Annotated in this window: 14 protein-coding genes; 8 read left to right on the top strand and 6 right to left on the bottom strand. The window is 42.4% G+C overall.

Annotation, left to right across the window (positions count from 1 at the left end; all coding sequences use genetic code 11):
• Positions 1-13 precede the first annotated feature (13 nt).
• From V7L07_RS07560 to V7L07_RS07535, 6 genes are all read right to left on the bottom strand, one after another.
• On the bottom strand, positions 14-3136 hold the full coding sequence (locus V7L07_RS07560) for an efflux RND transporter permease subunit (RefSeq protein ID WP_335056477.1): 3123 nt from the start codon (positions 3134-3136) through the stop codon (positions 14-16).
• Positions 3133-4704: an efflux RND transporter periplasmic adaptor subunit gene (locus V7L07_RS07555; RefSeq protein ID WP_335056475.1), complete on the bottom strand. Its 1572-nt coding sequence runs from the start codon at positions 4702-4704 to the stop codon at positions 3133-3135. Before V7L07_RS07555 ends, V7L07_RS07560 begins: the two co-directional genes overlap by 4 nt.
• A 60-nt stretch (positions 4705-4764) precedes the next feature.
• On the bottom strand, positions 4765-5742 hold the full coding sequence (locus V7L07_RS07550; RefSeq protein WP_335056473.1) for an RNA polymerase sigma factor, RpoD/SigA family: 978 nt from the start codon (positions 5740-5742) through the stop codon (positions 4765-4767).
• Positions 5743-5762: 20 nt separating this feature from the next.
• Entirely contained in the window at positions 5763-6671 is a 909-nt protein-coding gene (locus V7L07_RS07545; RefSeq protein WP_335056471.1) for a hypothetical protein, read from the bottom strand.
• A gap of 148 nt (positions 6672-6819) precedes the next feature.
• Positions 6820-8100 carry a S41 family peptidase gene (locus V7L07_RS07540; protein WP_335056469.1) on the bottom strand — a complete coding sequence of 427 codons (1281 nt, stop codon included), beginning with the start codon at positions 8098-8100 and terminating at the stop codon, positions 6820-6822.
• A gap of 161 nt (positions 8101-8261) precedes the next feature.
• Positions 8262-8645, bottom strand: a complete 384-nt coding sequence (locus V7L07_RS07535; protein ID WP_335056467.1) for a hypothetical protein — start codon at positions 8643-8645, stop codon at positions 8262-8264.
• A 474-nt stretch (positions 8646-9119) separates the two neighbouring features.
• Here V7L07_RS07535 and V7L07_RS07530 point away from each other — a divergent pair, with 474 nt between their 5' ends.
• The 8 genes from V7L07_RS07530 (at position 9120) to V7L07_RS07495 (ending at position 18820) form a co-directional block, all read left to right on the top strand.
• A complete protein-coding gene (locus V7L07_RS07530) occupies positions 9120-10391 on the top strand; it encodes a sensor histidine kinase (RefSeq protein ID WP_335056465.1) in 1272 nt (423 codons plus the stop codon).
• Between the two features lie 117 nt (positions 10392-10508).
• Positions 10509-11156: a response regulator transcription factor gene (locus V7L07_RS07525; protein WP_335056463.1), complete on the top strand. Its 648-nt coding sequence runs from the start codon at positions 10509-10511 to the stop codon at positions 11154-11156.
• A 307-nt stretch (positions 11157-11463) separates the two neighbouring features.
• Entirely contained in the window at positions 11464-12381 is a 918-nt protein-coding gene (locus V7L07_RS07520) for a polysaccharide deacetylase family protein (protein ID WP_335056461.1), read from the top strand.
• A complete protein-coding gene (locus tag V7L07_RS07515; RefSeq protein ID WP_335056459.1) occupies positions 12362-12541 on the top strand; it encodes a hypothetical protein in 180 nt (59 codons plus the stop codon). Before V7L07_RS07520 ends, V7L07_RS07515 begins: the two co-directional genes overlap by 20 nt.
• Positions 12517-13461: an XdhC family protein gene (locus tag V7L07_RS07510; protein WP_335056457.1), complete on the top strand. Its 945-nt coding sequence runs from the start codon at positions 12517-12519 to the stop codon at positions 13459-13461. Before V7L07_RS07515 ends, V7L07_RS07510 begins: the two co-directional genes overlap by 25 nt.
• A 200-nt stretch (positions 13462-13661) precedes the next feature.
• Positions 13662-13943, top strand: coding sequence for a hypothetical protein (locus tag V7L07_RS07505; RefSeq protein ID WP_335056455.1), 282 nt, complete (start codon positions 13662-13664; stop codon positions 13941-13943).
• 104 nt (positions 13944-14047) lie between these two features.
• Complete coding sequence (locus V7L07_RS07500; RefSeq protein ID WP_335056453.1) at positions 14048-15235, top strand: TRC40/GET3/ArsA family transport-energizing ATPase; 1188 nt, start codon at positions 14048-14050, stop codon at positions 15233-15235.
• A gap of 255 nt (positions 15236-15490) precedes the next feature.
• Entirely contained in the window at positions 15491-18820 is a 3330-nt protein-coding gene (locus tag V7L07_RS07495) for a GAF domain-containing protein (protein ID WP_335056627.1), read from the top strand.
• Positions 18821-18852: the final 32 nt, after the last annotated feature.

Raw genomic sequence — 18852 nt, 5'->3', positions numbered from 1 at the left:
CCATTATTGAACATTACGATCGCTCCCCTGTAAATGAGAACACCCGCCGAAACTTAACTTGATTAAGCTTCTTCCGCCATGATTCCATATATATATAGAACACGGGTGTTAAATACAAGGTTAATATTTGAGAAAATACCAGTCCGCCCACAACTGCAATCCCTAGAGGACGGCGGGATTCGGAACCAGCCCCAAATCCGATCGCAATCGGCAAGGTTCCCATTAATGCTGCCATTGTCGTCATCATAATTGGACGGAAACGCACCAAACAGGCTTGATAAATCGCCTCAGACGGTTTTTTCCCTTCTTCTCGCTGGGCAACAATAGCAAAATCCACCATCATGATGCCGTTTTTCTTGACGATGCCCACTAAGAGAATAATGCCGATGAAGGAGTAAACATTCAGTTCGACATGGAATATTATCAGCGTTAACAATGCCCCAAAACCTGCTGACGGCAAACCAGAAAGAATCGTAATTGGGTGAATGAAATCCTCATAGAGAACACCCAAAATCAGATAAATTACGAGGATGGCGATCGCTAACAATAAACCCAAACTCGGCAGTGAACTTTGAAATACCTGGCTTGCACCTTGAAAGCTGGTGCTAATGCTGGCAGGAATCACCTGATTAATCACTTTTTCAATCTCTTCGTTGGCATTTCCCAAGGCCACACCAGGAGCGAGGTTAAAGGAAATAGTCGCGGCGTTCATCCGACCGTTATGATTGACCATTAACGGGCTGACTCCCTGAGATAGTTTGGCGAATGTCTTCAGAGGTACTGCAACTCCTGTGCTGGAGTTAATGTATAATGCCAACAAAGCATTTATATCTTGCTGAAACTGGGGTGCTAATTCCAAAATCACCTGATACTCATTAGTCGCTGCATAGATGGTTGACACTTGGTAGGAACCGTAGGCACTTCTGAGGGTATTTTCGATTTGCTCGGCAGTAATACCATAAGTTGAGGCTTTATCACGGTCAATATCAATTTGAATCTGGGAAGCAAATTGTAAATCGCTGTTGACATCCTGAAGTTCTGTCATCTCCTTCATTTTGACCACAAGTTGAGGAACATATTCCTGTAAGGGTTTGACATCAGAACTCTGGAGCGCAACTTGATAAAGTCCTGTACTTTGTTGAGCGCCAATAGGTATCGCTGGCGGATTTTGCAAGAATACTTGAATACCTGGAACAGTGGCGAGTTTGGTTCGCAAATTTTGCACGATTTCGTCAGCCCCAAGTTGACGCTGCGATCGCGGTTTTAACCGAATAAACAAACTGCCAGAATTGGCTGCAACTGCTGCCCCACTGCCATTAGCACTGGCTCCCGCCCCAATATTGGAGTTGACTGCATCTACATTTGGATCTTGACGGATCAGGTTAGCAACTGTCTGCTGATGCTGGACAAGATTATCAAAGGATGCATCTTGGGCTGCTTGGGTAACGCCTGTAATTTGCCCGGTATCCTCGCTTGGAATAAAGCCTTTGGGAACTACCATCAACAGCCCAACTGTCACCGCCAAGAGAAAGACAGATAAAATCATCGTGGTGCGATGATATTTTAAGACTTTTTTGAGACTCCAATCGTACAAACCGAGGAAGCGATCGAAGACATATTCCGAAGCTTGATATAACCGACTTTGATTAGCATGATTTACAGGACGCAGAAAACGGCTGCACAACATGGGAGTCAGAGTCAAAGAGACAAAACCAGATACGAGAATTGCCACTGCGATCGTCACAGCAAATTCATGAAATAATCGTCCCAGTACTTCACTCATGAACAACATCGGGATGAAGACTGCAACTAAGGAAAGGGTCATTGATAGAATGGTAAAACCAATTTCTCTCGACCCATTCAACGCCGCTTCTACTGGACGTTCCCCCATTTCGATATGACGGACGATATTTTCCAGCATAACGATCGCATCATCCACGACGAAGCCCACCGAAAGGGTCAACGCCATCAGCGAGAGGTTATCTAGTGAATAGTGCAGCAAATACATCACTGCAAAAGTACCAATCAGCGAAACGGGTAACGCCAAACTGGGAATCACCGTCGCCGAGAGGTTCCGCAAAAAGATGAAAATGACTAAGATAACTAGAGCGATCGTCAAAATCAACGTAAATCTGACATCATCCACTGAATCTCGAATTGACTGAGACGCATCATACAGAATCCCAATTTCCACGGATTTCGGAATCTGCTCTCGCAAATTCGGGAGCAATTTCTTAATGGTGTCTACGACTTCTACCGTATTGGTTCCAGGCTGTCTTTGAATGGTGAGAATAATGGCACGGGTGTTGTTGTACCAGCTTGCTACTTTGTCATTTTCTACACTGTCAACAATCCTACCCAGTTGATTTAGATAGATGGGCATTCCATCTTTATAAGAGACAATCAGCTGACGATAAGCAGCCGCATCCTCAAGTTGCCCGTTAGTTTGAACTGTAAAATTCTTATGATTTCCCGAAAGACTGCCGGTAGGCAAATTGACGTTACCTTGTTGAATCGCCGTCGCCACCTGATCTAACCCAATTTGCCGCGTAGCCAATTGCTGCGGATCGAGTTGAATTCGAGCCGCATACTTTTGGGAACCGTAGACAGCTACCTGTGCCACCCCATTGATTGTAGATAGCTTTTGCGCCAGATAAGTCTCGGCATAATTATCTACCTGGGAAAGGGGTAGTGTGGGAGAATCTAAGTAAAGGTAGAGAATCGGTTGATCGGCGGGGTTAACCTTGCTGTAGGTCGGAGGATTGGGTAAATCAGTCGCAATTTGCCCCGATGCTCCCGATATCGCGGCTTGCACATCCTGTGCCGCATCATCAATGTTTCGACTCAGGTTAAATTGCAGGGTAATTTGAGTCTGTCCCAGAGTGCTGGTTGAGTTGAGCGAATCGAGTCCCGCAATACTGGAAAATTGCTTCTCTAGAGGACGAGCAACCGATGCTGCCATCGTTTCGGGGCTAGCTCCTGGTCTGGAAGCGCTGACCTGAATTGTGGGATAATCCACACTTGGTAAATCGCTGATTGGCAGCAGGCGATAACTCATGAAACCGAAGATCAAAATCGCCGTCATCACCAGAGTCGTCATGATCGGGCGGCGAATAAATGGTTCTGAGAGATTCATGAATCACCTCCGTTTGACTTCGAGGATTCTCTCCCCTGCCCCCTGCCCCCTGCCTCCCCGCCTCTTCTAGACTTCTCTGCACTTGAGTCATTGCCAGCTGTTTTGACGCGGATTTTGCTGCCAGAAACAAGGTTCGCTTGACCATCGGTGACAATTTTATCGCCTGGTTGCGGCCCTTTCTGAATCACATCTAGCCCCTGAATGGTGCTGCTAACTGTAACTGGAACATTTTCCACTGTCATATCTGGCTTAACTACAAATACAAACTGTCCATCGGGGCCATTCTGCACAGCTTGGGAAGGAACAACCGTTGCATTCGGTTCTTCGGTCAGCGTTAGCGTTGCGTTGACAAATTGACCAGGAAACAAATGTCCCTGAGTGTTGTCAAAGTCGCCAATCAGTTGAATTGTACCCGTGGTGTTATCGACTGTATTATTGACAAACGTCAAAGTACCTGGTATCGAACGAGATGGATTATCTGGGAACGTCACATCTACCTTCAGCTTGCCATTCTGCATATACTTTTGCACTTGGGGCAGATTTGTTTCGGGAATGGAAAAAGCAACTTGAATCGGGCGAATTTGGGTGATATTTACCAATGGAGTCGTGCTGTTGGCTTGCACCACATTGCCCTGATTTACCAGAATATTGCCAGCAAGACCATCAATCGGCGCATAAATTTTGGCGTAAGATAATTGCACTTTGGTATTGTCTAATGCTCCTTGGTCAGAAATGACAACGGCTTGAGCATTAGCGATCGCAGCTTGATCGCCTTTGACAACTGCACCAGCATTAGTCAGCGCCACGCGATCGCTTTTCAAAACTGCTTCAGCATTAGCGATCGCTTCTCGATCTGCTTGGAGGGTTGCTGTAGCCGATTTGCTGTTGGAGACGTATTGCTGTGCTTGATCTAAACTAATCGCGCCCTTCTTATACAATGCGCCATAGCGATCGCTCTGTCCTTGAGCAAATTCTGCTTGTGCTTGATCCTTGGCTAAATTCGCCTGGGCTTGTCGGACTAGTGCTTGGTCTTTAATTAAAGTTGCTCTAGCTTGGTCTACCTGACCCAAATCTCTAGCTAAGGCATCTCTAGCTTGTTGTACTGAGGCTTGGTCTTTCGTTACAGTACCTTGAGCTTGCTGGATTGCAGCAGCTTGCGATCGGTCATCTAGGGTAAATAAAAGTTGTCCCTTTTTCACCTCTTGACCTTTCTTGAAATAAACTCCAATAATCCGTCCGCTAGCTTGGGGTGTAATCGCAACCGTAGACCCCGATTGCACATTACCGATCGCCTGCAATTGCACCGGAACAGTTTTTTGTGTCACCATTGCTACAGTTACAGGTGTCACTTGCTGCTTATTACGACCAGATTTTCCAGTTTTATCTGTCTTCGCTGCACCTGCATGGATACCAAATAAACCCAGTCCAGCCAGCAATACCACCCCCAAAATTACCAAACCAATATTTTTCTTTTTTGGCGATTGTGGTAGCTTCGGTTCCACACTATTTTCAGTCAAATTCTCGTTACTATTTTCAGTTAAACTCTCGTTAGAAATTTCATGGTTCATCAGAACCTCCAGTGGATTTTAGCTTATTAATCTGAATTCTGATCTTTATGTCATGTCATATTATTTACTTAGCTGTCGATTTAGAAGGCTGAGAGCTTGTTTCTCTATCTGCCTAACTCGTTCTCGGCTAATACCCATACGTTGAGCAATCTGTTCTAGCGAAAGTCCATTTCCGTCTATTAATCCAAAGTGCAAAGTTAATATTTCTTGTTGCTGCTGAGGCAGATTTGACAATAAGCTTTCGACATCTTGATTGATGTATTCTCCAGTGGTATAGGCATTATCAGAATATCTGTAATCTTCTATTAAATCTTGTAATTGTATATCTCTATCCGATCCAACTCGAATATCAAGAGAGATAGTTTGGCGAGACAAAATTAGAAACTCTCGAATCTGACTAGGCTTTAAAGAAAGTGCATTAGCAATTTCTGTACTAGTGGGAATGCGACCTAACTTTTGAGATAATTCTCGCTGAACACGCTTAATTTTATTTAACTTTTCATTGATGTGAATGGGTAATCTAATCGCGCGTCCTTGCTGGGCGATCGCTCTGGTAATTCCTTGACGAATCCACCAGTAAACGTAGGTTGAAAATCTGTATCCTAAAGCCGGATTAAATTTTTCAACTCCTCTCTCCAAACCCAAAGTACCTTCTTGAATTAAGTCCATAAGCTCTAAGTTGCGTCTCTGATATTGCTTGGCAATTGACACCACAAGCCGGAGATTAGACGCGATCATTTTCTGCTTGGCTTTTTTCCCTTGATTTAGCTGCTGAAGTAGTTCTTGTTCACTTAACTGCATCTGGTTAGCCCATTCTACCAGTGTGGGTGTACGCTTTAATTCAACAGTAAGTTTTTCTGATTCAGCAAGTATTTTTATCATCTGCTGAACTTGTTTGGCAAAATAAATTTCTTGCTCGTGGGTTAATAGAGGTATCCGACCAATTTCTTTAAGATAACTACGTACTGTATCAGTTGTAGATTGAGATGCTTTACCTGTGTTACTAAATTTGGTGTGTGTGAATGTTAAGTTACTCATGGTAAGTTGGCTTCTACCTATTAGTTAGGGTATTTTTTATTCGGAAAAAAGCGCAAATACTGACTCGAAGAGCTATAGAGGTTTTTATAAAAAAACCAGGTGTCAAGTACTAACTCTAAAAGAGCAATCAATACCCAAATTGCTAAAGAGACAATTACAGGTAGGCTGAGATCGGGAAACTCCCTTTGCAAATCGATAATGCCAAATAACAGCAAAAATAAAAGGGAAACTCCCAGGAGAAAGGACAACTTTACAATCGCCAGAATGAAACGGCTCATCTCTAAAATACGATTGTAAAGCCGAGAGAATCTCTCCAGTATTTCTTCCATGTTATTGATGACAAGTGAAATTTGTTGTTGGTGTAGATGGGTAGCTAAGGAAAATTTTTGCTGCCCCAGCATCAATTCATGTTCATTCTTGAAATTCTCTAAAAGCTTGTCCCAAGGTAATACTTGAGAGCTAGTTGCCCAAATTGGAAAATCCTTTAAATGCAAGGGAACTAAATAGTTAATCAGGGCTATCAAAGTTTCATCAAAATTACTAAGTTCGGGAGGAAGAGACTGAGTTAGACGAATGAGTTGGTCAATCTGAATCTGAAGTGTATAGTAGTCTTCATATCTCCTTTGAGCAATCAACTGACTAGTAAAGGTGAGAAAAACAATTAACACTCCCAATAAAGCGGCTAGGGATTGGGATACAGCAGAAAAAAATTCAATCGCTACCTGTTTCGGTACTGTCAGCCAGGGGGCATTTTCCCGCATAGAAAAAACTAGAGTAGCAACAAATACAACCCCAATGATTGCTAGCTGATGGTGGGTAACAGTAATTATGATTGTCCGCACTAAAGGAGTGTTACTGAGTTTAACCAGGATTTGCAGACCTGGGACTGGTTCACAAATTTGAAGTCGTTGGGCTTTGCGGCTTGACATGATGGAAAGATACGATTCCTGACTTGTTCACGACAGTGTTTATTAAGGAAGGCAGGGGAGGAAAGAAAGTTATTAGTTAAGCAATTTCTCTCCCCCTGCTCGCCTCAACAGATAACTTTGTTAACCGAACCGTATTGTCCTGCCTCCTTCATTTCCCACTCTTTAAACTCACATGATCGCCTCCAGACTGAATTAATTTGCTCAGGTCAGCAACGGCGCTAGCATACTGAGGATCGGCTAATGTCCCCAAGGTTTGCTTTTGTAGTAATGCTTTCTGTTGTGCCTCGGTTAACTCCACAGTAATATCTGGTTCAATGCCGACATGATTGATATCTCGACCTTTTGGTGTGTAGTATTTAGCGATCGTTAGTTTCAGCCCCGAACCATCTTCCAGTGGCTCTACGGCTTGAACTAAACCTTTACCGAAGGTGCGAGTCCCGACTAATCTGGCGCGATGATCGTCTTGCAGCGCTCCTGACAGAATTTCGCTGGCGCTAGCAGATCCCTTATCGACCAGTATCACTAAGGGTTTGTTGGTAAGAGGATGTCCTGAAGCATTGTAACTATCTTTAACTTGGTCTCGATTTACCAAAGATACGATCGCTCCTTGCTTCAACCACATACTGGCAATTTGCAAACTTGCATCCAGCAGTCCACCTGGATCGGAACGCAGATCCAAAACGTAGCCCTGCACCTGTTGTTGTTCTAATGCTTCAATTGCTCGATGCATCTCTGCGGCAGCAGTTTCCGTAAACTCTGGTAAACGAATGTAACCAATCTTGCCTGCTGGCGTTGTTTGCGTGTTATAAGTTACAGGATAGATGGCAATATTTGCACGGGTAAGGTTGAAAGTTTGCGATTGGTTACCCCGTTGAATTGTGAGTACTACCTTAGTTCCCACCGGGCCGAGAATTCGCTTCACGGCATCCTCAATTTTCATCCCCTGAGTAATTTGACCGTTAATCTGGACAATTATATCGTCTGGTAAAATACCTGCTTTAAAAGCAGGCGTTCCGGCAATGGGGGCGACAACGGTTAAGGCTTTAGTTTTTTCATTCTGTGCCAGTTCCAACCCTACACCGCTGAGGTTGCCAGAAAGATCATTATTTAGAGCTTTAAATTCCTGCGGGTCGAAAAACTCAGTGTAGCGATCGCCTAATTTTGCCACCATTTCTTGAATCGCCCCATAAGCCTGTTGATTAGAACTATAGGAACGGCCAAGATACTGCTGTCGAATTGCTTTCCAATCTTGATGGTTAAAGCTGACATCAACATAATTTTTATCTAGGATTTGCCACACTTCATCCACGAGCTTTTGAGGGCTAGGTTCGGCTTTACCGAAAGCTTTGGAAGCGTAGAGGTTAGTTACTAAAAGCATTATTGCTATAACAGCTAACTCTATCTTGACGAGAAATTTTTGTTTAAGCATACTTTAAATCTTGAAGAAGAATATAGAATTCAGAATGCAGAATTCAGAATGCAATCAATGAAGGGTTGAATATGTTCAGTCGCAGATAATGACTTCTGTTAGCGTAGCGGGGTCTAGCCCCTTCTGACGGCTGAATTCTGAATTCTGTCTCGATCAAACTATTAGGAATTATCTTGAGATTTACCTTTGCGGTGGGGATAGGCAGTCTTAAAAATATCCTGAATTTTAGTCTTTTGATCAGCCGTTAGATTCAGGCTCAACACTGCTTTACGCATTTTTTCACCTTGTTGCAATTTTCCTGACAATTCCTTTACCTGATCTGGGGTCAGAACTGCTTCGATTTGTTTGCGAATTTCTTCGCGCTTTTGAGCGCGTTCTGGCGTATTCGATGCCGGAGAGTTTGTCGTAGAAGTATCAGAGACCTTTGTGCCAGAGTCATCCCCTTGGGAGACATCTGGAGATTTAGAATTGCTGCAACCTGTCATTCCCCCAATGAGGATAGTCGCAAGTAGTATGGTTGGTAAAATTATCTGTTTTTTAATCATTTACTTCTCTTGTTTTGATTGTGTGTAATACCATTGTTATGAGTAAATTTCAGCTTCTAACTATTTAGAAGATGTTTTAAAAATTGCTGATTGACTCACACCAGCTAATCTTAAAAGCTGTGATGGGTTTGCACATGAGCTAGAATTCCTAACCTGACCAGTAAAAAAGTACTCAAGTGATTGTGACTTTTTTCCTAATTTAGAAATAATTAATCAGTCGGAACGGCTCTATCAATACCAGAGATAGATTCGTTATATAGAAGAGTAATGGGTATTGGGGAATGGGTACTGGGGATTGGGGGGATGAAGAGGCAAGGGAGCAGGGTGCGGGGTGCAAGGGGGATGAAGAAAAATCTCCTTTTATTCCCCCCAATTTCCTCTTCTCCCTGCCCCCTGCCCCCTGCTCTCCTGCTTTCCCCTCCCTACTCCCCAGTCCCCAGTTCAATATTTCCCTCTAAAATTGTGAAAATACCTATGGTTTTATCACAAAGACCATTAAGTTGGAATAGTTCTATGGTTAGCTTGACCTACCCATCGTTTCGTTTATTGCTTTACCTAGAGTGGCTGTTATTAGCTACGGCAGCGTTCATGGAAATTCTGTTGCCATTTGAGTTGTCTTGGTCGTTGTTGCTACGAGTTATGGCGATCGCCACTTTTAGCTTGATGGGCTTAAGACTACCAATGGTAAAGCTAGAAACAAAATTACTCTATACAGCCCTGGAATTAGTTTTAATTTGGCTGCCAGCGATTCAACATAGCTTATCTCCTCGCTCAGTTTTGCTGCTGTGTCTGGTACTGGTAATGCGGAGTTGTCTGATATTTAAGCGATCGGGACAGTTGGTTGTCTTGGGTTTATCTCTGCTCTCTCATGGAACACTGCTTTTATTAAGACCGATTGTACCTGAGAATTTTATGCGAGATAAGATGATCGCGATGTCTTGGGATTGGCGATTAAGTAATATATTATTGTTTAGCTTAACGTTAGTATTCGCTTTATTGTTAATAAATGCCCTGCTTGCAGAGCGCCAAAGTCGAGCGCAGTTAGAAATTGCCCATCAGCAATTAGAGATTATCAATCAACAACTGTGTCAGTATGCACTCAGAATTGAAGATCAGGCAACCTTGCAAGAACGCAACCGCATTGCCCGCGAAATTCATGATGGGTTAGGACATACTCTCGCTGCCCAAACCATTCAAATAAATAATACTCTGTTGTTCTGGCAATCAAATAATGATAAAGCATTGACATTTCTCAAACAGGCGAAAGAATTGGGGGCTGAGGCGCTGCTAGAAATTCGGCGATCGCTTTCTGTTTTACGTTCAAATCCTTTGCAAGGGCAATCTCTCAAATCAGCCATTGAAAAGCTGCTGACAGATTTTCAGCAAACCACAGGTATTGAACCTTCGTGTAAAATTGATCTACCGCATACTTTACCAACAGAAGTAAACACCGCCCTTTACCGTATTGTGCAAGAATCGCTGACAAATATTTGCAAACATGCTCAAGCGACAAGTGTCACCGTTAAACTTCTGGCTCACGCGGGAATGATTCATTTGTCAATCGAAGATAATGGAAAAGGGTTTAACCCCACTCAAAATACAACTGGGTTTGGACTGCAAGGAATGCGAGAACGGTCGGTTGCACTAGGCGGCCAGTTAAATCTCCACAGTCAACTAGGAACAGGTTGCTGTATTTCTGTTTCTTTGCCACTATCAAAGCTTCTGTTAAGTAGGTCGGCACAATAAAACCAAACTGTGTAAAGAAAAGTAAACAGGCTCAATCTCTCCTTCCCCCTGCCCCCTGCCTTATCCCAACGATAATTATTTACGCATGATCTACTTAGGGCTTTTTAAGTAACTCCGATGATTCAGATTTTATTAGTTGACGATCAGCATCTTATTCGCCAGGGACTTAAGAGTATGCTTGAGTCGAATGCAGAGATGCAGGTAATTGGTGAGGCGGAGAATGGGCAACGGGCACTCGAACAGATTGCCGCACTGCAACCCGATATTGTGCTAATGGATATCCGAATGCCCGTAATGGATGGAGTTGCCACTACAAAAGCGATCGCTCAACAATATCCCAACATTAAGGTTCTCGTACTTACCACCTTCGATGATGATGAGTATGTTTTTCAGGCGATGCGGTTGGGTGCAAAGGGCTATTTGCTCAAGGACACCGAACCAGATGAATTAATGTTGGCAATTAGATCCGTCTACAAGGGACAAACCCTACTGGGCCCAGGATTATTTGAGAAAGCACTCACGCCAATTGCTGCCCCTGCCTCGTCTATGCAACCCCCTCCAGAATTGGCGCAACTCACACCCAGAGAATTAGATGTATTACGGTTAATTGCTTGTGGAGCCAATAACCGTGAAATTGCTGAATCTTTGTTTCTTTCAGAAAATACTGTCAAGAATTATGTTACTAATATTCTAAGTCGGTTGAGTTTACGCGATCGCACTCAAGCCGCTTTGTTTGCCCATTCGTTATTTGATGGACTTAAATAAATAATTAAGAATCAGAAAATCGTCGGGAATTCCACCCCTGCAAGATATATCCCGGATAGCTGGCAGTGTATGCTGAAATAAAGAGCGATCGCATTATTTGACTAGCTCTCTATAATTAGCTGATAGTACTTTTATACGTAAGCTGGGGACTGGGGACTAGGGACTGGGGACTAGGGACTAGGGACTAAGGAAGAGTTAATCTCAATCCCCAGTACCCAATCCCCAGTACCCAATCCCCAGTACCCAATCCCCAGTACCCAATCCCCAGTACCCAGTACCCAGTAACTAATATTTGAGGATATTTAATGTGTCTAGCCGTAAATTATCTTGGTTACAGAAACTAATCATCATTACATTGGTTACTGGTGCTAGTAGTTTGGGTATCAGTTTGCTTTTAACTACCAGTGGATTTGAGCATTTATTGGGAATTGTAAAGCCAAAAAGCGAGAGTGCTAAAGCAAGTCAGAACAAGCTGATGAGTGCATCCGCACAACATATCAGTCCAGCTACAGACCCGATGAATGAAGTTCCCAAGTCTTTTCAGGGAACAATCGTTTATCAAGGGAAACTAAAAGCAAACGAGAAAGTCATCGCCTTAACCTTTGATGATGGTCCAGGCCCCAAAAATACGGCACAGATTTTAGAAATTTTGAAGAAAAATGATATCAAGGCCACATTCTTCATGATTGGGGAAATGGTGAAATATTTTCCCCAAGTTGCCAAGCAAGTCGCTGCTGATGGTCACGTAATTGGTAATCATACATGGCATCATTGGTATCGCCGTATGGACGTAGCTACCGCGGCTAGTGAAATTGATCGTACAGCAGAGATCATCTACAAGACTACTGGAGAGAAAACTACTCTATTTCGTCCCCCTGGCGGCTTTCTGAATAATGGATTAGCCGAATATGCCAAAAATGAGAAGTACGCTATCATGATGTGGTCAGAAGAATCGGGAGATGCCGAACGGCGTTCGCCTCAAGTGCCAATGCTGATCAAAAATGTGCTGAAATATGCAAAACCAGGTGCAATTGTACTGATGCACGATGGCGGTGGCAACCGTTCTAAATCTGTCAAGGCTTTGCCAGAAATGATCGCAGGTCTAAAGACCCAAGGTTATAGATTTGTGACGATTCCCCAATTACTGGAAATGCAAGCCCAAGAACAACATTTGGCGGAAGTAGCTCCACCTATGGTTACAAAGGATGAACATCCAAACAATTAGCTTAATCATTAGTGATAGTCTAATGGTAACTAAACAGGTAATTTTGGCAACACTAGGTAAATTAGTCACCAAAAAATCTGGGATGTTAAACCTGGGCGTCGTCGAGGGAATGTCCTTTGCGGTTCTTTATCATGGATGCTTGACTTCTACCAACAACTAGCAAAAACCTTAAAAAACAGTGCTGTAGTTTTAGCCACTGTCACCAGCACTAAAGGTTCCACACCCAGAGAAGTAGGGGCGAAAATGTTTATTAACGCCGATGGTAAAACCTTTGGAACAATTGGTGGTGGTGCTGGAGAAGCAAGAGTTTATCAGCAAGCTTTACAAGTACTACAAACAGGTAAAAAACAATTTGTAGAAATTGATTTATCTGGTGCGCCGCAACGAGAAACTCAAGGCGTTTGTGGTGGCACAATGCAGGTATTATTAGAGCTATGGTCAGGCAGTGAACACTTAAACTTAGTTAATCAAATTATAGATAGTTTAACATCTGGGCGTTACGGAACCATGATCACGCCCTTTAATACAGATGAAAAACCCTATTTAATATTAGAAACACAAGTAATTCCATCTCTATACACTACAGCATTAATTGAACCTTTGCTACCACCACCAACACTTTTGATTATTGGTGCAGGGCATATTGCTGTTTCTTTAGCGCAGGTTGGAAAAATAGCAGGTTTTCAAGTTATTGTACAAGACGATCGCTCAGACTTTGCCACAAAAGAAAGATTTCCTGGAGCCTTGCTGCTGCTAGCACAACCCATCACTTCAATTCAAGAAATATTAAATAAAAATACTAATTTATATGTCGCTTTAGTTACTAGAGGTTATCTACAAGATTTAGAAGCTTTACGCCTGTTATGCAAATATCAAACAAAATATATGGGCATGGTTGGCAGCAATAAACGGGTAAGCACTGTGTACAAAATATTGCAAAATGAAGGTTACAATTCAGAATTTTTTCATCAAATATATGCACCAATTGGTTTAGATATTGGTGCTTTAACACCAGAAGAAATTGCAGTTAGTATCTGTGCTGAGTTAATCAAAGTTCGTCGTAGTGCTACATCGCCTTGAACTTGACTTGTTGAGATGGTAATTTTTTGATTACTAACTTCCCAAAAATTATTGCCTATGGAGAATTGGTATCAATATTTGGTATACTAAATCAATCCGCTATAAAGCTGAAAATCCTGTTGGGAGAAAGAGTTAATAATGCGGATATTAATTAATTTTTTTATGATTCATCATAAACTCAACTTCAAAGTGCGATCGCAATGACTGATAAAGAACTCAAACATCTAATTGAGAGTAACGCTAAAACAGTCCAAGCTATGTTAGATGAAATGGCGGAAGCACGTCAGGAACGCCAAGAACTCCGAGAAGGAATGCTCCAAATTCAGAATGCAGTAGCACAATTAGCGAACATCCAAGAGAGGATAACTAATTTACTAATTTCTCTTGATGGCGATCGCCCCACAATTCTCAAAAAACTCTCAGCGCTGGAAACTAAGCTGGATCGGTTATTGCAGCAAAAGCCAACGGATGATTTAGGTTAAATACTTATATTAATGCCTAGACGCAATGAAACAACATTTATTTTCCTTAAACAGTCGATAATGTAAATAAATGTAAAAAATCCTCAGGTAGGACAGAAGCATCTATGCGTGTAATTTTAATGACCGGTAAAGGCGGCGTGGGCAAAACTTCCGTCGCTGCTGCAACTGGACTCCGTTGTGCGGAACTAGGCTATCAGACATTGGTTTTGAGTACCGATCCCGCCCACTCCCTGGCAGATAGTTTTGATATGGAACTGGGACATGCACCCCAAAAAATTCGCCCAAATCTCTGGGGTGCTGAACTAGATGCGCTGCAAGAACTGGAGGGAAACTGGGGTGCTGTGAAACGTTATATTACCCAAGTTTTACAGGCAAGGGGTTTAGACGGCGTACAGGCGGAAGAATTGGCAATTTTACCAGGCATGGATGAGATTTTTGGCTTGGTAAGGATGAAGCGCCATTACGATGAAGGTGAGTTTGATGTCTTAATTATCGACTCAGCCCCCACCGGCACAGCACTGCGGTTACTGAGTTTACCTGAAGTCGGTGGCTGGTATATGCGGCGTTTTTACAAGCCATTTCAAAACATCTCAGTGGCGCTTAGACCCCTGGTTGAACCTTTCTTTAGACCAATTGCTGGTTTTTCGCTACCTGATAAAGAGGTAATGGACGCACCTTATGAGTTTTATGAACAAATTGAAGCTCTGGAAAAAGTATTAACAGATAATACTCAAACTTCAGTGCGTCTAGTAACTAATCCTGAAAAGATGGTGATTAAAGAGTCTCTCCGTGCCCATGCTTATCTGAGTTTGTATAATGTTGCAACAGATTTAGTAGTAGCTAATCGGATTATTCCCCGCGAAGTCCAAGACCCATTTTTTCAACGTTGGAAGGAAAGTCAGGAGCAATATCGCCAGGAAATTCATGATGATTTTCACCCTCTGCCTGTGAAAGAAGTTCCCCTATTTTCTGAGGAGATGTGTGGATTAGCTTCCTTAGAACGTCTGAAAGAAACTCTTTATCAAGATGAAGATCCTACTCAAGTTTATTACAAAGAAACAACTCTTAGAGTAGTGCAAGAGGAAAACCAATACAGCTTAGAACTTTACTTACCTGGTATCCCTAAAGACCAAGTTCAGCTAAGTAAAACCGGAGACGAATTAAACATTACTATTGGCAACCATCGTCGTAACTTAGTTTTGCCACAAGCCTTAGCAGCACTGCAACCAGCCGGAGCAAAGATGGAAGATGACTATCTAAAAATCCGCTTTGCTGACAACACAAGAGTTTAATTTTGTTGAACATTAGTCTGTCAACAAAAAGTTAAAACTAAAAAGCAAGAACTTTCTCTTATAGCTAGTACAGACGCAACTTTTTTAGCGTCTGTTTTTATGATTTTTTGGTGAATTTTGAGAAAAGGCAAAAAAATATTTTTATTAATGATTTGACCGTAGTTTTACTGAAGACAAATTGATGAAATAAATTTCAGAATGTCTTTAGATTTAATTATGTCAGTTTTCAAATTATTAATTTATTTTGTTATAGCAATGGCTTCCAATCCTGAACAAGATTTTCCCTTATGTCGTGATGAAGAAAGTTTTCTACGCCGCATTACAAACCGTATCCGACGCAGCTTAGAGTTAGAAGAAATTATCACAGGGACAACGGCAGAGGTGCGATCGCTACTAAAAACTGATCGAGTGATGATTTACAAATTTCATCCCGATGGTAGTGGTCAAGTGATTGCTGAATCGATTAATAAAAATTGTTTGCCGTCGCTACTGGGGCTAAATTTTCCCTGCGATGACATTCCATCTTATGCCCGTGAACTATTTATCAAATCACGAGTGCGTTCGGTTGTGAATGTTGAGACTAAAGAGATTGGTCAAATTCACCTGCGTGATTTGGATAATGGAGAAACTGTCTCAGAGGAGATCCATTACCGCCCTGTAGACCCCTGTTATATTGAATATCTGACGGCAATGGGGGTAAAATCCTCTGTAATAGCGCCTATTCTCTATCAAGACCAACTTTGGGGGCTGCTAGTGTCTCATAATTCTCAAGCGCGTTTGATTTCAGAATATGAATTAGAAGCAATACAAATGGTAGTCGAGCAGCTGTCGATCGCGATCGCTCAAAGTACCCTTCTCACTCAAGTTCGCAAAACAGCCGAACGAGAAGCGATCGTTAACCGCATTGCTACCCTACTACATTCACTGCCGACGATTGTCTTACAGCCAGCCCTAGAAGCGGCTGTTGCTGCCTTTAATGGTGTTGGTGGCAGACTGTGCATTAGAAATGAAGCTTTTGATTTCCACAATGGCAACGTGACCAGCTTAACAGAATGCTTAATACCAGGAAATACTTGTATCAAGCTTTATATCTGTGGACAGCAACCAGTGATGCCAGAACAAACTATATATCCACTGATCGAGCAATATAGTATCTGGCACGAACACTACAAGTTCACTAACTACGATGTTTGGCCGATTTCAGATATATATAACACTCCTGGCTTGCGAAGTTTGCAAGTAGCTTTTCAACCAACTAAAATTCGCAGCGTGTTGATGATCCCACTCCAGTATCGTCAGCAATTGCTGGGCTACTTAAGTATTTTCCGCAATGAAGTAGATACAGAAACTTTATGGGCGGGGCAGCATGAGGGCGATCAAAGGCAACTGTACCCCCGAAGATCCTTTGAGGTTTGGCGCGAATCTAAAAAAGCACAAGCTCAAAAATGGACAACTGAAGAGATTGAACTGGCTAGAAACCTTGGCAAACACTTTGCTTCCGCAGTTCAGCAGTATGAACTACAGCAACAAGTACAAGTCTTCAATGAAAATTTAGAAAAACAAGTTAAAAGACGCACAGTTGAGTTACAAAGAACAGCTGAACAAGAACAGGCTGTGTTTAAAGTTATTGCCGAAATTCGGGAATCTCTGGATACAAATACAATTTTTCAAACCACAACTAAAGAAGTTTGTCAATTAATCAAAGCCGATCGCGTTTCTGTTTATCGTTTCGATGCTAATTGGGGTGGTGAATTTGTCGGGGATTTCGAGGCTGCTAGTCCATACTGGTCGAATGAGTCCGAACTAGGTATTAATACAATTTGGAATGACACCTACTTACAAGACACACAGGGAGGACGTTACCGCCACAATGAAACATTTGCAGTCGATGACATCTACAAGATGGGGTTTACTCAGTGTCATATCGACAATCTAGAGCAGTTTCAAATTTACGCTTTTGTGCTTGCGCCAATTTTTGTTGGACAAAAACTTTGGGGTTTGTTGGCAACTTATCAACACACTGGGCCTCGACAATGGAAAGTTTCTGAAATTAACTTTCTCAGTCAGATTGCGGCTCAAATGGGCGTAGCACTCCAGCAAGCTGATTTACTCACTCAGACACGACAACAGACATTAGATTTGCAACAAGCAGCAGAACAACAACGGGTATTGTTTGAAGTTGTGGCGAAAGTTAGAGAATCTTTAGACTTAGATGCAATTTTTCAGACAACCACCCAGGAAATCTGTAAATCATTACAAGCAGATCGAGTTGCAGTCTACCGCTTCGAGCCTGATTGGAGTGGTGAATATATCGCTGAGTTTGTAGGTGATAACTGGTTAAAGTTAGTCGGTTCAGATATTAAGACAGTTTGGCAAGATAGCTATTTACAAGAAACCCAAGGTGGGCGATATCGTCACAATGAAAGCTTTGCAGTCGATGATATCTATGAAGCTGGCCACTCTCAATGCCACATTGCAGTTCTAGAGCAAATTCAAGCAAGGGCTTATGCGATCGCACCCATATTTATTGGGCAACAGCTATGGGGCTTACTAGCAGCTTACCAGAATTCTGCACCCCGCCATTGGGAAGCCTCAGAAATTAAGTTTATTACTCAAATTGCTAATCAGCTTGGGGTTGCACTCCAACAAGCCCAATTACATAATCAAACCAAAGAACAGACAGAAAAACTGGTTCAAGCTTTGCATGATTTACAGCAAACTCAAACCCAACTGATCCAAACTGAGAAAATGTCCTCATTAGGTCAACTGGTAGCTGGTGTTGCTCACGAAATTAACAACCCTGTGAACTTCATTTATGGGAACATCAATCATGTCAATAATTACGCCCAAGATTTACTTGGTATATTAGACCTCTATTTGCAAAATGCTCCCAACCCTAACCCAGAGATTCGCGATCGCGCACTCGAAATCGACTTAGAATTTCTGATGGAGGATTTGCCCAAAACTCTATCTTCCATGAAAGTTGGGGTCGATCGTATCCGTCAGATTGTTTTGGGTTTACGGAATTTTTCTCGCCTTGACGAGGCAGAAAAAAAGCCTGTTGATATCCATGAGGGCATTGATAGCACCTTGCTAATTTTGCAGCATCGCTTGAAAGCAAAACCAGAAAGTCCAGCGATAAAATTAGTTAAAGAATACGGCAACCTTCCTTTAGTAGAGTGCTATGCTGGGCCACTAAACCAAGTATTTATGAATGTTTTAAGCAATGCGATCGATGCTTTAGAAGATTATAGGGAATCTCAATCAACAACTCATAGCAGTCAAATTACTATCCGTACTGCTCTCGGAGAACTTGAAGGTAATATCAAGAGTGTAGTCATTCGCATAAGAGACAATGGCCCAGGAATACCTGAATCCCTAAAGGCAAGAATTTGCGATCCATTTTTCACAACAAAGCCAGTAGGAAAAGGCACTGGTTTAGGATTATCAATTAGTTACCAGATTGTCGTAGATAAACACGGTGGTGTGTTGAGATGTGATTCTCAGCCGGGGTTAGGTACAGAATTTTGGATTGAAATTCCGGTGATACAAATCGCCAAATCGCACCATCAAACCCCTTTTTAACTTCTAACCTCTGTGTTCTCTGCGTCTCTGTG

This window comes from Nostoc sp., assembly GCF_036916985.1.
GTDB lineage: Bacteria > Cyanobacteriota > Cyanobacteriia > Cyanobacteriales > Nostocaceae > Nostoc.
The sequence above is the reverse complement of the archived record's forward strand: the minus strand, read 5'-3'. Positions and strand labels throughout refer to the sequence as shown.